Annotated in this window: 13 protein-coding genes; 8 read left to right on the forward strand and 5 right to left on the reverse strand. The window is 74.6% G+C overall.

Going from position 1 to position 14,934, the window contains the following annotated elements:
• Positions 1-69 precede the first annotated feature (69 nt).
• Positions 70-1,083 (reverse strand): tripartite tricarboxylate transporter substrate binding protein, encoded by a 1,014-nt coding sequence (locus ACI782_RS19360; protein WP_456911712.1) that lies wholly within the window; start codon positions 1,081-1,083, stop codon positions 70-72.
• Positions 1,084-1,222: 139 nt separating this feature from the next.
• On the opposite strand from ACI782_RS19360, the gene ACI782_RS19365 reads away from it, so the two are divergent.
• From ACI782_RS19365 to ACI782_RS19395, 7 genes are all read left to right on the forward strand, one after another.
• The gene (locus ACI782_RS19365; RefSeq protein WP_456911713.1) at positions 1,223-2,113 is read left to right on the forward strand and encodes a LysR substrate-binding domain-containing protein; all 891 of its coding nucleotides are present in this window, start codon (positions 1,223-1,225) and stop codon (positions 2,111-2,113) included.
• Between the two features lie 137 nt (positions 2,114-2,250).
• The gene (gene kdgD / locus ACI782_RS19370; protein WP_456911714.1) at positions 2,251-3,165 is read left to right on the forward strand and encodes a 5-dehydro-4-deoxyglucarate dehydratase; all 915 of its coding nucleotides are present in this window, start codon (positions 2,251-2,253) and stop codon (positions 3,163-3,165) included.
• A gap of 25 nt (positions 3,166-3,190) precedes the next feature.
• Positions 3,191-4,519: an enolase C-terminal domain-like protein gene (locus tag ACI782_RS19375; protein ID WP_456911715.1), complete on the forward strand. Its 1,329-nt coding sequence runs from the start codon at positions 3,191-3,193 to the stop codon at positions 4,517-4,519.
• A 17-nt stretch (positions 4,520-4,536) separates the two neighbouring features.
• A complete protein-coding gene (locus tag ACI782_RS19380; RefSeq protein ID WP_456911716.1) occupies positions 4,537-5,709 on the forward strand; it encodes an L-talarate/galactarate dehydratase in 1,173 nt (390 codons plus the stop codon).
• A gap of 27 nt (positions 5,710-5,736) precedes the next feature.
• Positions 5,737-7,251 (forward strand): aldehyde dehydrogenase (NADP(+)), encoded by a 1,515-nt coding sequence (locus ACI782_RS19385; protein ID WP_456911717.1) that lies wholly within the window; start codon positions 5,737-5,739, stop codon positions 7,249-7,251.
• A complete protein-coding gene (locus tag ACI782_RS19390) occupies positions 7,248-8,108 on the forward strand; it encodes an ATP-grasp domain-containing protein (RefSeq protein ID WP_456911718.1) in 861 nt (286 codons plus the stop codon). Before ACI782_RS19385 ends, ACI782_RS19390 begins: the two co-directional genes overlap by 4 nt.
• Before the next feature lie 4 nt (positions 8,109-8,112).
• Complete coding sequence (locus ACI782_RS19395) at positions 8,113-9,033, forward strand: AEC family transporter (protein ID WP_456911719.1); 921 nt, start codon at positions 8,113-8,115, stop codon at positions 9,031-9,033.
• A 186-nt stretch (positions 9,034-9,219) separates the two neighbouring features.
• Here the strand turns inward: ACI782_RS19395 and ACI782_RS19400 are convergent, their stop codons facing one another.
• The 3 genes from ACI782_RS19400 to ACI782_RS19410 all read right to left on the reverse strand — a co-directional run bounded on the left by ACI782_RS19400 (position 9,220) and on the right by ACI782_RS19410 (position 12,814).
• A complete protein-coding gene (locus ACI782_RS19400; RefSeq protein WP_456911720.1) occupies positions 9,220-10,578 on the reverse strand; it encodes an MFS transporter in 1,359 nt (452 codons plus the stop codon).
• 150 nt (positions 10,579-10,728) lie between these two features.
• Positions 10,729-12,393, reverse strand: coding sequence for an amidohydrolase (locus ACI782_RS19405; protein ID WP_456911721.1), 1,665 nt, complete (start codon positions 12,391-12,393; stop codon positions 10,729-10,731).
• A gap of 124 nt (positions 12,394-12,517) precedes the next feature.
• Complete coding sequence (locus ACI782_RS19410) at positions 12,518-12,814, reverse strand: antibiotic biosynthesis monooxygenase family protein (protein WP_456911722.1); 297 nt, start codon at positions 12,812-12,814, stop codon at positions 12,518-12,520.
• Between the two features lie 149 nt (positions 12,815-12,963).
• Here ACI782_RS19410 and ACI782_RS19415 point away from each other — a divergent pair, with 149 nt between their 5' ends.
• Entirely contained in the window at positions 12,964-13,908 is a 945-nt protein-coding gene (locus ACI782_RS19415) for a quinone oxidoreductase family protein (protein ID WP_456911723.1), read from the forward strand.
• A 43-nt stretch (positions 13,909-13,951) separates the two neighbouring features.
• Here ACI782_RS19415 and ACI782_RS19420 read toward each other — a convergent pair whose 3' ends face one another.
• On the reverse strand, positions 13,952-14,767 hold the full coding sequence (locus tag ACI782_RS19420; RefSeq protein WP_456911724.1) for an FAD-dependent oxidoreductase: 816 nt from the start codon (positions 14,765-14,767) through the stop codon (positions 13,952-13,954).
• Between the last annotated feature and the right edge of the window lie 167 nt (positions 14,768-14,934).

Genomic DNA, 14,934 nt, shown 5'->3' on the forward strand with positions numbered 1-14,934 from the left:
CGGGGGAGGGCGGCCCCCCGGCGGCCGGAGAGCCGCCGGGGACCGCCGGGCTGTCGCCCTGCCGCGAGCTCACTGCCCGCCGCCGAGGTCGATCTCGTACTGCTCGACCAGGGACCGGTAGTTCTCCAGGTTCTCGGTCCACTGCTGCTGCAGCTCCTCGCCGGAGACCTCGTTCGGCGTCAGCAGCCGCTCCTGGTTGAAGGCCTGGTACTCCTCGCTGGCGAAGGCGGCCTGGAAGGCCTCCTCCAGCTGCGTGACGACCTCCTCCGGGGTGCCCTGGGGCGCCGCGATGGCCCGCGACTGCTGCACCGGCACGTCGTAGCCGGCCTCGACGGCGGTCGGGGTGTCCGGCAGGTACTCCGGGCGCTCCTCCGCGAAGGTCACGATCGGCACGAGCTCGCCGGCCTCGATCTGCGCGGCGGCCTCACCCAGCTGCACCGAGCCGACGTCGACCTGGCCACCGAGCACCGCGGTCAGGGTCGGCGCGCCGCCGTCGAACGGGACGGCGGTGGCGTCGATGCCGGTCTGGGCGAACAGCAGCTCCTGCGACAGCTGGCTGCCGGTGCCGACACCGGTCGTCCCGAAGGTGATCGGCCGGCCGGCGTTCACGATGTCGTCGACGGTGGTGAAGCCGGTCTGCGGGCTGGTCACGAGCACGTAGTCGTCCTGGGAGATGCCGGTGACGACGGTGTAGTCGTTGATGTCGACCGCCTCGTCCTCGCTCACGGCCAGCGGCGTGATGTAGGCGAGGCTGCCGACGAAGGTCATCAGCGTCTGGCCGTCGGCCTCGGCGCCGGCGAGCTCCTGGGCGGCGACCGCGCCGTTGGCACCGGGGCGGTTCTCGACGGTGATCGGGACGCCGAGCTCCTCCGACGCCTGGTCGGCCAGGGCACGGGCGATCAGGTCGGTGCTGCCGCCGGCGTCCTGGCCGACGAGCAGGGTGATCGGGCCGTCGGGGAAGGACGCGGCTGCGTCCTCGCTGCCCCCGCCGCCGAGGTTGCCGCCGCAGGCGGCCAGCGAGAGGGCGGTCACGAGACCGAGTCCGGCGGTCAGGCCGCGGCGGTTCCGGGAGGTGCTGGTCATGTCGCGCTCCTGTACGGGGGAGGGTGCCCGGGATCCGCGGCTGTGAGTGCGGTCACCCGGAAGCGGTCGCCGGGGAGCGTAGGCAGGCCGCTCGATGCCTGTCCAAGTTCCCTCGTGCATCGATTGATACCCTCAGAGCATGTACACGCTGGAGCAGCTGAGGGGCTTCGTGGCCGTCGCCGACGAGCTGCACTTCGGCCGGGCGGCCGAGCGGTTGAAGATGACCCAACCCCCGTTGAGCCGGCAGATCCAGAAGCTCGAGCGCAGTGTCGGCGCCCAGTTGCTGGAGCGCGACAACCGCCGGGTCGCCCTGACCGCCGCCGGCGAGGTGTTCCTCGTCGAGGCGCGCCGGCTGCTGGCCCTCGCCGACGCCGCGCCGGAGGTGGCCCGGCGGGTGTCCTCCGGCTCGAGCGGCCTGGTGCGGATCGGGTTCACCGCCGCCTCCACCTACGGCACGCTCGGCCGGCTGCTCAACGAGGTGGCCCAGGAGCTCCCGGACGTCGACGTCGACCTCGCCGAGATGGTCACCCGCGAGCAGGTCGGCGCACTGCTCAACGAGGAGGTCGACCTGGGGCTGGCCCGTCCGCCCTTCGACGCCGAGACCTTCGGCTCCCGCCTGCTGTACCGCGAGGCGATGCTGGTCGCCGTCCCCGCCGGACACCGGCTCGCCGAGCTGGGCCGGCCGGTCGTCGCCGACGACCTGCGCGGCGAGCCGGTCGTCATGCACTCGCCGACCAAGGCGCGGTACTTCTACGACCTGGTGGTCGGCCTCGTGCCGGTCGCCCACGAGAACGTCGTCCACACCGTGAGCCAGGTGCTCACCATGCTGTGGCTGGTGGCCGCCCGCCGGGGGGTCGCCTTCGTGCCGGAGTCGGCCACCCGGCTGCACATCGACGGCGTCGAGTTCGCCCCCCTGGCGACGCCGGTCCGCGAGCCGGTGGAGCTGCACCTGCTGTGGATGCGGCAGTCGCGCAACCCCGCCCTGTGGCGGGTGCTCGACGTCTTGAGGCGGGCCTTCCCGACGTCCTGACGATGCCGTGGCGGCATCGGGCGATGCGAAACCAATCTTGGACAGGCATCGTTGCGCGTTCTTACGGTGGCGCCGACCACTCCGGACCCGCCGTGTGAGCGGACGACTCCGGACCCGTCGGACCCGAGGACGACCCCGTGACCCTGCTGCCGCCCGCCGAGCTCGCCACCCGGTTGAAGAACGGCCTGCTCTCCTTCCCGGTGACCCACTTCGACGCCGACCTGCAGTTCGACGAGGCGCGCTACCGCGAGCACCTGGCGTGGCAGGCGGGCTTCGACGTCGCCGGCCTGTTCGCCGCCGGCGGCACGGGCGAGGGCTTCTCCCTGACCCCCGAGGAGATCGACCGCGTCGTCCGCGTCGCGGTGGACGAGGTGGCCGGCCGCGTGCCGGTGCTCGCCCCGGCCACCGGCGGCACGGCCGTGTCGATCGCCCAGGCTCGCGCCGCGCAGGAGGCCGGTGCCGACGGCATCCTGCTGTTCCCGCCCTACCTGACCGAGGCCAGCCAGGCCGGGCTCGTCGAGCACATCAGCGCGGTGTGCCGGGCCACCGACCTCGGCGTGATCGTCTACAGCCGGGCCAACGCCGTCCTCCGGGACGTCACCGTCGCCGAGGTCGCCGACCGCAACCCGAACCTGATCGGGCTCAAGGACGGCATCGGCGACATCGAGCAGATGACCCGCACCTACGCCAAGGTCGGCGACCGGCTCATCTACGTCGGCGGCCTGCCCACCGCCGAGACGTTCGCCCTGCCGCTCCTGCAGCTCGGCGTGAGCACCTACTCCTCGGCGCTCTACAACTTCCTGCCGGAGTTCGCGCTGCGCTTCTACGCGGCCGTGCGCGCCCAGGACCGCGCGGCGGTCTACGGGATGCTCAACGACTTCGTCATCCCCTACGCCGACATCCGCGACCGGCGGAAGGGGTACGCCGTCTCCATCGTGAAGGCCGGCCTGACCGCGGTCGGGCGCGACGGCGGGCGCGTGCGGCCGCCGCTGACCGACCTGACCGACGCCGAGCTCGACGAGCTGACCGCGCTGGTCCGCAAGGTCTCCTGACCCACCCGCACCCCTGGAGGACGGCATGAGCCGCACGCCCACCGTCGCCCGCGTCGAGGTGGTCCCCGTCGCCGGGTACGACAGCATGCTGCTGAACCTCAGCGGCGCGCACGGCCCCTTCTTCACCCGCAACATCGCCGTCCTCACCGACAGCGAGGGCCGGACCGGGGTGGGGGAGGTGCCCGGCGGGGAGGCGATCCGCCGCACCATCGAGGACGCCGCCGAGCTGCTCGTCGGGCAGCCCGTCGCCCACCACGGCCGGCTGCTCCGGGCGGTGTCGGCCGCCTTCGCCGACCGGGACGCTGGCGGCCGCGGGCTGCAGACCTTCGACCTGCGGACGACGATCCACGCGGTCACCGCGCTGGAGTCGGCGCTGCTGGACCTGCTCGGCCAGCACCTCGGCGTCCCGGTGGCGGAGCTGCTCGGCGACGGCCAGCAGCGCGACAGCGTCCCGATGCTGGGCTACCTGTTCTACGTCGGCGACCGGCGGGCCACCGACCTGCCCTACCTCGCCGAGAGCGACCCGGCCGACGACTGGGAGCGGCTGCGCCGCGGGCCCGCGCTGACCCCGGAGGCGGTCGTCGCCCTCGCCGAGGCGGCACAGGCCCGGTACGGGTTCAGCGACTTCAAGCTCAAGGGCGGTGTGCTCGCCGGCGAGCAGGAGGTGGCCGCCGTCCGGGCGCTGGCGCAGCGCTTCCCCGACGCCCGGGTCACCCTCGACCCCAACGGCGGCTGGCTGCTGGCCGACGCCGTCGAGCTGTGCCGCGACCTGCACGGCGTGCTCGCCTACGCCGAGGACCCGGTCGGCGCCGAGGGCGGCTTCTCCGGCCGGGAGGTCATGGCCGAGTTCCGCCGGGCCACCGGCCTGCCGACGGCGACCAACATGGTCGCCACCGACTGGCGGCAGATGGCCCACGCCGTCCGGTCGAACGCGGTCGACATCCCGCTGGCCGACCCGCACTTCTGGACGATGCGCGGCTCGGTCCGGGTGGCCCAGCTCTGCCACGAGTTCGGCCTGACCTGGGGCTCGCACTCGAACAACCACTTCGACGTCTCCCTGGCGATGTTCACCCACGTCGGGGCAGCCGCCCCCGGCACGATCACCGCCCTGGACACGCACTGGATCTGGCAGGACGGGCAGCCGCTGACCCGCGAGCCGCTGCAGATCCGCGACGGCGCCATCGCGGTGCCGACCGCGTCCGGGCTCGGCGTCGAGCTCGACCCCGACGCCCTCAAGGCCGCGCACGAGGTCTACCTCGAGCACGGCCTCGGCGCCCGGGACGACGCGGTCGCCATGCAGTACCTCGTGCCCGGCTGGACCTTCGACCCGAAGCGCCCCTGCCTGGTCCGCTGACCCCCTGGGAGACCGGAATGACGACGACCGTGCCCGCCCCGCTGCTCTCCACCGCTCCGGCGGTCCTCGACCGGATCGAGTCGGTGACCCTCTCCTCGGTCACCCTGCGGCTGCCCAACCCGATCAGCGACGCCAAGGTGTTCACCGGCCGGCAGCGGCCGATGACCGAGGTCGCCTTCCTGTTCGCCGAGGTCCGCACCGAGGGCGGGCACGAGGGGGTCGGCTTCAGCTACTCGAAGCGGGCCGGCGGCCCGGCGCAGTTCGCGCACACCCGCGAGATCGCCCCCGACCTGATCGGCGAGGACCCCAGCGACATCGGCCGGCTGTGGACCAAGCTGGTCTGGGCCGGGGCGTCGGTGGGCCGCAGCGGCGCCTCGACGCAGGCCATCGCCGCCATCGACGTCGCGCTGTGGGACCTCAAGGCCAAGCGGGCCGGCCTGCCGCTGGCCAAGCTGCTCGGCGCCCACCGCGACTCGGTGCGCTGCTACAACACCTCGGGCGGCTTCCTGCACGAGTCGATCGAGCAGGTCGAGGACAACGCCACCCGCACCCTGGAGTCCGGCGTCGGCGGCATCAAGATCAAGGTCGGTCTGCCCGACTCGGCCGAGGACCTGCGCCGGGTCCGTGCGGTCCGGGAGCACCTCGGCGACGGCGTCCCGTTCATGGTGGACGCCAACCAGCAGTGGGACCGCTCGACCGCCATGCGGGTCAGCCGCCGGCTGGAGGAGTTCGACCTGGTCTGGATCGAGGAGCCGCTCGACGCCTACGACGCCGAGGGCCACGCGCAGCTCGCCCGCTCACTGGACACCGCGATCGCCACCGGCGAGATGCTGACCAGCGTCGCCGAGCACGCCGAGCTCATCCGGCACGGGTCGGTCGACGTCATCCAGCCCGACGCCCCGCGGATCGGCGGCATCACCCAGTTCCTCAAGCTCGCCACCCTGGCCGACGTCGCGAACCTGCAGATGGCGCCGCACTTCGCGATGGAGATCCACGTCCACCTGGCCGCCGCCTACCCGCGCGAGCCGTGGGTGGAGCACTTCGACTGGCTGTACCCGCTGTTCAACGAGCGCCTCGAGACCCGGGGCGGCCGCATGTACATCTCCGACCGGCCCGGCCTCGGCGTCACCCTCAGCGACCAGGCCCGCGCCTGGACCGTGGACCGCGTGCACGTCGCCACGGCCCGCTGACCCCGCACCCCCCTGGAGGAGAGCCCCATGAGCGACGTCGTCAGCGTCGACCCGCGCACCGGCGAGACCGTGGAGGTGGTCGCGCCGGAGACCACGACCGCGGAGGTCGACCGCCTCTGCACCGCCGCGCTGGCCGCCGCGCCCGCCCTGGAGGAGCTGGGCCGGGCCGGCCGCGCCGCGCTGCTGCGGGCGCTGGCCGACGCCCTGGAGGCCCGGCGGGACGACGTCGTCGCCGTGGCCGACCGCGAGTCCGCCCTCGGCCCGACGCGGCTGAACGGCGAGCTCACCCGCACCTGCTACCAGCTGCGGGTGTTCGCCGAGGTCCTCGACGAGGGTTCCTACCTCGAGGCCGCCATCGACTCCGCCGCGGACACCCCGATGGGGCCGCGCCCGGACCTGCGGCGCATGCTCGTGCCCATCGGGCCGGTGGCGGTGTTCGGCGCGAGCAACTTCCCGCTGGCCTTCTCGGTGCCCGGCGGGGACACCGCCTCGGCGCTGGCCGCGGGCTGCCCGGTCGTCGTCAAGGCGCACAGCTCCCACCCGGCGACCTCGCGGCTGGTGTTCGACGTCCTCACCGAGGCGGCGGGCAAGGCCGGTGCGCCCGAGGGGACCCTCGGGATCGTGTACGGCCAGCAGGGCGGGGCCGACCTGGTGGCCCACCCCGCCATCCGGGCGGTCGGCTTCACCGGCTCGCTGTCCGGGGGCCAGGCGCTGCAGCGGATCATCGACTCCCGCCCCGACCCCGTCCCCTTCTACGGGGAGCTCTCCAGCCTCAACCCCGTCGTCGTCACCCCGGCCGCAGCCGCCGAGCGCGGCGGCCGCATCGGCGCCGAGCTGGTCGGCTCGTTCACCCTCGGCGGCGGCCAGTTCTGCACCAAGCCGGGGCTGGCCTTCGTGCCGGCCGGCCCGGACGGCGACGCGCTGGTCGACGCCATGGCCGAGGCGGTCCGCGGCGCGGCCGCCCCGGTGCTGCTCAACGCGGGCATCGCCGCCTCCTACGGCCGGATCTCCGACGGCCTGGCCGCCGCGCCCGGCGTCGAGGAGCTCGCCCGCGGCGAGGCCCCCTCGGGTCCCGGCTTCACGGCCGTGCCCCGGCTGCTGAGCACCTCGGCCGCCGGCCTCCCGCACGAGGTGACCGAGGAGTGCTTCGGCCCGGTGTCGGTCGTCGCCCGCTACGACGGCGAGAAGGAGCTGTTCGCCGCGCTCGACGCCATGCCCTCCTCGCTGACGGCGACCGTGCTGCGGGGCGAGGGCGAGACGGAGCTGCCGCTGGCGGTCTCCCAGCAGCTGCGGACCCGCGCCGGCCGCCTCGTGTACGACGCCTACCCGACCGGCGTCGCGGTCTCCTGGGCCCAGCACCACGGCGGCCCTTGGCCGTCGACCAACTCCCAGCACACCTCCGTGGGCACCACCGCGATCCGCCGGTTCCTGCGGCCGGTCACCTGGCAGGGGGCGCCTCAGGACCTGCTGCCGGAGGAGCTCACCGACGGCTACCACGGCATCCCGCGCCGGGTGGACGGCGTGCTGGAGCTCCCGCGGTGACGACGCGGGTCGCGCTGGTCAGCTCCGAGCGCGGCCTGCGGGTCGACCCCGACCTGCCGATCGCGGCCCCGACCCTGCGGGCGGCCGGGGTCGCGGTCGACCTCGTCCGCTGGGACGACCCGGCAGTGGACTGGTCCGCGCACGACCTGGCCGTCGTCCGCTCGTGCTGGGACTACTCCTGGCGGCGGGCGGAGTTCCTGGCCTGGGCGGCGGCGGTGCCGCGGCTGCGCAACGACCCCGCGGTGCTCCGGTGGAACACCGACAAGACGTACCTGCGCGACCTCGACCGCGCGGGCCTGCCGGTGGTGCCCACCGTCTGGGACCCGGCGGATCCCGCCGACCTGCCCGACGCCGCGGAGTGGGTGGTGAAGCCGTCGGTCTCGGCCGGCTCCCGGGACACCGCCCGGTGGGCCGACCCGGGGTGGGCCCTGGCGCACGCCGCCGGGCTCCGGGCGGCCGGGCGGACGGCGATGCTCCAGCCCTACCTGCCCAGCGTGGACGCGGCGGGGGAGACGGCGGTGCTGTTCCTCGGCGGCCGGTTCTCGCATGCCGTCCGCAAGGGGGCGCTGCTGCAGCGCGGCGAGGGCGTCCGGCAGGACCGGGACAGCCGCGGGGACCTGCGGCCGGTCGAGCCGACCCCGGCGCAGCGCGAGGTGGCGCAGGCCGTGTTCGACGCCGTGCCCGACCTCGTCCCGGGCGCGGCCGTCCCGCTGTACGCGCGGATCGACCTCGTCGCCGACCCCTCCGGCCGGCCGGTGCTCCTCGAGCTGGAGCTGACCGAGCCGAGCCTGTTCCTGCCCCAGGCGCCCGCCACCGTCGACCGGTTCGTGCAGGCGGTGCGGGCCGCGCTGCCGTGAGCCGGTGAACGCCGTCCTCGGCGGCTTCGCCGCGCTGGCCGCCGTCATCGCCGTGGGGTGGCTGGTCGGCCGGGCCGGCACGCTCGGTGCCGGGGCCTCGGAGGTGCTGTCCCGGCTGGCGTTCTACGTCGCGACGCCGGCGCTGCTGTTCCTGACCTTCGCCGAGGCCGACCCGTCGGTCCTGGTCTCACCGGCCCTCGTCGCCACGGCGGGCAGCGCGCTGGCCTGCGCGCTCCTGTTCGTCGTCCTCGCTCGATGGCGCCGGCGCGTCGCGGCGGCGGACCTGGCGACCGGCGCGCTCGCCTCCTCGTACGTCAACGCCGGCAACCTCGGCGTGCCCGTCGCCGTGTACGTCCTGGGCGACGCCTCGCACGTCGCGCCGGTGCTGCTGTTCCAGGTCCTGGTCATGGCGCCGATCGGCCTCGCCGTGCTCGCCGGGCGCGACCGCGGCGGCACGTCGCGGTGGCGGGTGCTGACCGCGCCGGTCCGGACGCCGGTGGTCGTCGGCTGCGGGCTCGGCCTGCTGGCCGCGGCCACCGGCCTGGAGTTGCCGGCGGGGGTGCTGCGGCCGATCGAGCTCACCGCGGGGATCGCCGTCCCGGCCGCGCTGCTGGCCTACGGGATGAGCCTGCACGGCGCGCCGCGGCCGGGCTCGGGCAGCGAGGCCGGCCGGGTGTGGCTCGCGGTGGCGCTCAAGACGCTCGGTCAGCCGCTGCTCGCCTACGCCCTGGGGCGGTGGGTCGCGGGCCTCGACGGGCCGGCGCTGCTCGCGGTCACCGTCACCTCGGCGCTGCCCACGGCCCAGAACGTGTTCGTCTACGCCGCCGCCTCGGGCCGGTCCACGGTGCTCGCCCGGGACGTCATCCTGTTGACCACGGTGCTGTCCGTGCCGGTCCTCGTGGGGGTCGCCCTCCTGCTCGGCTGAGGAAGGACCCCGCCCTCCTCACCGTGGAAGGACCCCGTCCTCCCCACCCTTCGCCGGCTCAGGGTGGGACCCGGGACGGGGCCGCGTCGAGCCTCTGGACGGGGCCGACCCCGGGACGGGGCCGCGGCCCTGCAACGACGAAGCGCCGGCTCCTGGAGGGAGCCGGCACTTCGTTCTCGCCGTGGCTCAGGCGGTGCGGGCCTCGACCGGCTCCCGCTCGTCGGCCGGCAGCGGCTCCTCGCGCGCGGCGGCCTGGCGGGCGCGGAAGGTGGCGAGCACCGTCAGCGCCGCGAGCAGGGAGGCGGCGGCGAGCGCGTAGAGGCCGAGGGTGACCTCGCCGGTGGCCTCCTTGACCAGCCCGAAGCCGAACGGCGCGACGAAGCCGCCGAGGTTGCCCAGCGAGTTGACCAGTGCCACCGCCGGGGCGAGCACCATCGGGTGGAGCGAGCCCTGCGGAAAGGACCAGAACAGCGGGCTGGCGCTCTTGAAGCCCATCGCGGCGACGCACAGGAAGACCAGGGCCAGCACCGGCGTCACGATCGCCGCCAGGTAGGTGCCGACCGCGGCGGTCAGCAGGGCGCCGACCAGCAGCGGCTTGCGGTTGCCGCTGCGGTCCCCGGCCCGGCCGGTGACGTACATGGCGACCACCGCGCAGATCCACGGCAGGGAGGACAGCAGGCCCACGGTGACGTCGTTGGTGCCGTCGATGCGGCGCACGATCGACGGCAGCCAGAAGGTGTTGGCGTAGATCGACAGCTGGATGGCGAAGTAGACCCAGCAGAACAGCAGCACCTTGCGGTCGACGAGCATCCGCCAGCGGGAGCGGCCGTTCGCGCGGTGGGCCGCGGCCTTCTCGGCGTCCTCGGCCGCGATCCGCCCACCGAGGGCGTCCTTCTCCGCCGCGGTGAGCCAGCGGGCGTCGGCGATGCGGGAGTCGAGCATGCCGAAGGCGATGAGGCCGACGACGACGGAGAGCAGGCCCTCCAGGAGGAACAGCCACTGCCAGCCGTGCTGGCCGAGCGTGCCGTCCAGCGACAGCAGCGGTCCGGACAGCGGCCCGGACACCGCCGCGGCGATCGAGGAGCCGGCGATGAACAGCGCGGTGGCCCGCCCGCGGTGGCTGTCGGGGAGCCAGCGGGTCAGGTAGAAGATCACCGCCGGGAAGAAGCCCGCCTCGGCCGCGCCCAGCAGGAAGCGCAGGACGTAGAACATCGTCGGGCCGGTCACGAACGCCATGGCCGCGGAAACCAGGCCCCAGGTGACCATGATCCGCGTCAGCCAGACCCGGGCCCCGAACCGCTCCATCAGCACGTTGCTGGGCAGCTCGAAGATCGCGTACGCGATGAAGAACAGCCCGGCACCGAACCCGTAGGCGGCCGCACCGATGCCGACGTCGGCCTCCAGGTGCGCCTCGGCGTAGCCGATGTTCGACCGGTTCAGCTGGTTGCAGACCAGCATCACGATGAACAGGGGGACGACACGGCGGAAGAACTTGCCGACCGCACTGCTGAGCGCGGCGTCGCGCTCGGAGGTGGAGACCGTCACGGGGCTCTTCTCTCGTCGGGTGGGGCCCGGCCGTCACCGGGCCGCCCGGAGGAGCGGTGGTGCGGACCACATCGAGGACCCGCCGACGCTATGCAGCCGCTCCGATGCGCGTCCAAGCCCGTTTCGGCATCGGGTCATGCTCTGGCGGCATCAGGCGGGGCCCTTCTCGTGCACGACGGTCCCGGCGAAGTAGGTGCGCAGCACCTGGGTCCGGTGCACCTCGGCGACGTCGATCTCGAACAGGTCGCGGTCCAGGACGATGAAGTCCGCGGCGTGACCGACGGCCAGGCGGCCGACGACGTCCCCGAGCCCCATGGCCTGCGCCGGGTTGGTGGTGAAGGCGGCGATCGCCTCCTCGAGCGTCAGCGCCTGCCCCGGGTTGAGGGCTCCCGGCACGGCCGGGTCGGGATTCCGGCGGGTCACCAGGGTCTGCAGGCCGGTCCACGGATCGGGGGTCGGCGCCGCGCAGGGCCAGTCCGAGCCCGCGGCGACCACGGCTCCGGCGTCCACCAGGTCGCGGACGGGCCAGCTCGCCGCGACGACCTCCTCCGGCACCTGGGCCGCGATGCTCTCCTGGATGATGCTCGGGTACCAGATGTAGGGCGACAGGTCGGCGACGACGTCGAGAGCGGCGAAGCGCGGGACGTCGTCGGGGTGCACGTACTCGGTGTGCGCGATCTGCAGCCGGACGCCGTCGCTGCGGGACGCGCGCAGCCGCTCCGCCGCGTCGAGCACCCGGCGGACGGAGGCGTCCCCGGTGGCGTGCAGCTTGGCGCCCAGCTCCAGCTCGCTGCAGCGCTCCAGCTGGGCGACGAGGTCCTCCAGCGTCCAGAGGCTCTCGACCGTCTGCGGTTCCTCGCCGTGCGAGCACCGGTACGGGGACAACAGCGCCGTCGTCCGCGTCATCGGCACGCCGTCGAGGACGATCTTGACGAAGTCCGGCCGGACGAGGTCGCCGCGGAGCGGCGCGACGGCCGCGATGAGCTCCTCGCCGACCGTGCCCTCCTCGATGAACGGCCGCACCGGTGTGGACAGCACCACCCGCGCGGTCAGCTCCCCGGCCGCCTCCAGATCGGCGAGTGCCTTCGCCGGCCCGGCCATGGTGGCCGCCTCCTGGGCCGCGGTGATGCCGAAGCCGTTGAGGATGCCGATGGCGGTCCGCACCGCCGTCCGGACGCGCGCCTCCAGGTCCGCCACCGAGGCGGTGAACGCCCCCTCCGCCGTGCCGGAGGCCAGCTCGTGCAGGACGCCGGTCAGTCGCCCTTGGCTGTCGCGGACGTAGGAGCCGCCCTCCGGGTCGGGGGAGTCCTGGGTGACGCCCATCAGCTCCAGTGCCCGCGAGCTGACCCACCGGTTGTGCATGCTGTCGTCCCGCAGCAGGACCGGCCGTCCGCCACCGGCCTCGTCCAGCCGGGCGAGGGTGTCGGCGTCGGTGATGCCGTCCATCGTCGTGCTGCCGATGATCCCGCCGACGACCCAGGCGTCCGGGGCGAGCTCCCGGGCCCAGTCGCGGACCTTCGCGAGGATCTCGTCGACGCCGTCGGTCGGCAGCAGGGGCAGCTCGAACGCGGCCTGGCTGCCGCCCAGGTTGAGGTGGACGTGCCCGTCGACCAGCCCCGGCAGCACCATCTCGCCGGAGAGCTCGTGCACCTCCGTGTCCGGCCCCACGGCGGCGGCCACCTCGTCCGCCGTCCCGACGGCGGTGATGCGGCCGTCCCGCACGGCCAGCGCCTCGGCCCACGGCCGGGCCGGGTCCTGGGTCCAGATGCGGGCGCCGGTGACCACGAGGTCGGCCGGGGTCGTCGACTGCTCCATCGGGTCCTCCTCGCGGCCGGCGGACGGCGCGGGGCGGGTCGTCCGCCGCCCGGGTGGAGGCATTCCAGCAGGTCGCGCCCGCCGCCGGGAAGGGCTGCCGCGGGGGACCGGGCAGAGGAGCGGGTCAGTCCTGTGTCGCCCGCGCGTCGGCCACGACGCCGTACCACTGGCTGCTGCTGGGCTCGGCCTCCAGCTCGGCCAGCCGGTTGCGCTGGTCCAGGAAGGCCGGGTCCTCGTGCCAGGCCTCCCAGTCCTCGCGGCGGCGCCAGGTGCCGACGATGACCCGCGTGTGCTCCTCGCCCTCGGGGGTCAGCAGCTGGCCGGAGACCCAGCCGGGCCGGCCGTGTGCGGACTCGAACCGCTCACGGACCGCCGTGTCCCAGTCCTGCTCCGCGCCCGGGCGCAGCCTGGTCGTCGTCACCACGGTCATCATCAGCGCATCTCCCCTCGGAGGTCCCCCTGGTGCCGTCGAGTGTCGGCCGTGCGGTTGCACCTGGGTAGCCCGCCACCGGCAGGCGGGGGCGCCGTCCTCGTGATACGCACTGGCCACGGCCGAGGACGGGAGGCGACGTGCAGGCAGTGGTCTACGAGCGCACCGGCGGACCTGAGGTGTTGACGGTCCGGGAGGTGCGCGATCCCGAACCGGGCGACGGGCAGGTCCTCGTCGACGTCGAGGCCATCGGCGTCAACTTCCGCGACGTCTACGAGCGGGAGGGCCGGCCGCCCTACGCCTTCGACCTCCCGGCGGTCGTCGGCGTCGAGGGTGCGGGCACCGTCGTCGGCACCGGGGAGCGGGTCGCCTGGCTGGACGTCGCCGGCAGTTACGCCGGCCGCGTGGCCGCACCCCGCGACAAGCTGGTGCCGGTGCCGGACGGGGTCGCGGCGGACGTCGCCGCCGCCGTCCTGCTGCAGGGCTGCACCGCCCAGTACCTCGTCTCCGACTCCTACCCCGTGGCCGAGGGCGACTGGGCCGTCGTGCACAGCGCCGCCGGGGGAGTCGGCCTGCTGCTCACCCAGCTGGTGCGTGGCCGCGGCGGGCACGTGCTGGCCACCACGTCGTCCGAGGAGAAGGCCGAGCTGGCGCGGGCGGCCGGCGCCGACGACGTCGTCGTGGGCTACGACGGGTTCGCCGAGCGGGTCCGCGAGCTCTCCGGCGGCGAGGGCGCCGCGGTCGTCTACGACGGTGTCGGCCGGACGACGTTCGCCGCGGGGCTGACCGCGCTGCGCCCCACCGGGCGGATGGTCCTGTACGGCGCCGCCAGCGGGCAGCCCGAGCCGCTGGAGCTGCAGAAACTGGCCGCGCACGGCTCCCTGTACGTGCAGCGGCCGACGCTCGTGACGTACACCCGCACCCCGCAGATGCTGCGCGAGCGGGCCGGTGCGGTGCTCGACCTGGTCGCCGCCGGGCGGCTCGACGTCCGCGTCGGCGCCCGGTACCCGCTGGCCGACGCCCGGCGGGCGCACGAGGACCTCGAGGGCCGGCGGACCACGGGCAAGCTCCTGCTCGTGCCCTGACGCCCGCTCCGGCCGTCCGACGCGGCCGGCGGGCTGCACCCGGTCAGTCCTCGATGAGCGCGAGCTGCTCGTTGATCGCCCGCGGGTTGGAGTCGCCGGCGACCTTCTGCAGCAGCGGCGTGTGGTCGGAGACGAGGTCGCGCAGCGGCCGCAGCAGCCGCGGGGTGTGGTGGAAGACCTTGCCGTTGATCCACGCCATCCGGACCTGCGCGGCGGTGTGCGGCTTGCGCGGCTCCTCGTAGGCCTGCAGCGCCGTCCGGACGGCGGCGAGGTCGGTCAGGTCGGCACCGCGCAGCGCGCGGCCGAGGAAGTAGCCGTCTTCGATGGACATGCCCGCGCCGTAGGCCGCGTAGGGGGAGGTCGGGTGGGCGGCGTCGCCGACCAGGGTCACGCGGCCCTTCGACCACTGCCGCAGCGGTGGGCGGTCGCGCAGGACCCAGCGCTGCACGTCGCCGGGCTCGGTGGCGGCGATCAGTCCGGGGAGCGGGGCGGGGAACTCCGCGGCGAGCCCGGCGGCCGCCGCCTTGAGATCGGCCGGGGCCGGCGCGTCGGGGTTGGTCGCGGTGAGCACCCACCACTGGTGGCCGTCGCGGCCCTTGTGGCGGATCGACGTCCAGCTGCCCTGCGTCGTCCGGCTGTGGGTGAGCACGCACGTGTTCGGCGTCGTGCCCGCGACGTCGGTGAAGGTGAACCCACCGCAGATGTGCAGCCGGTGCTCGCGCTTCGGCGCGTCGCCCCACAGCGTGCGGCGGACGAGCGAGTCGATGCCGTCGGCGCCGACCAGCACGTCGTGCTCGGCGGTGGTGCCGTCGGCGAAGTGCAGGCTCACCGACCGCTCGTCCTGCTCGATCCGGTCCACCCGCTGGTCCCCCGCACGGCTGGTGGGCCGCGGCCGACCGCGCCGTCGAGGACGCCGCCGCCGCGGTGCACGCCGCCACCCTGGCGCTGGGGTCCGCGCGGCGGCGGGCGCGCACCGCGGAGCGGGCCGACACCGCCGAGGAGACCGCCTGGGCGGCCGGCCCCGCC

It is taken from the genome of Geodermatophilus sp. SYSU D00703 (assembly GCF_054050155.1).

Coding starts and splice junctions, on each gene's coding strand:
- ACI782_RS19360 (WP_456911712.1), bottom strand. CDS start 1,083: ATGACCAGCACCTCCCGGAACCGCCGCGGCCTGACCGCCGGACTCGGT.
- ACI782_RS19365 (WP_456911713.1), top strand. CDS start 1,223: ATGTACACGCTGGAGCAGCTGAGGGGCTTCGTGGCCGTCGCCGACGAG.
- ACI782_RS19375 (WP_456911715.1), top strand. CDS start 3,191: ATGAGCCGCACGCCCACCGTCGCCCGCGTCGAGGTGGTCCCCGTCGCC.
- ACI782_RS19380 (WP_456911716.1), top strand. CDS start 4,537: ATGACGACGACCGTGCCCGCCCCGCTGCTCTCCACCGCTCCGGCGGTC.
- ACI782_RS19385 (WP_456911717.1), top strand. CDS start 5,737: ATGAGCGACGTCGTCAGCGTCGACCCGCGCACCGGCGAGACCGTGGAG.
- ACI782_RS19405 (WP_456911721.1), bottom strand. CDS start 12,393: ATGGAGCAGTCGACGACCCCGGCCGACCTCGTGGTCACCGGCGCCCGC.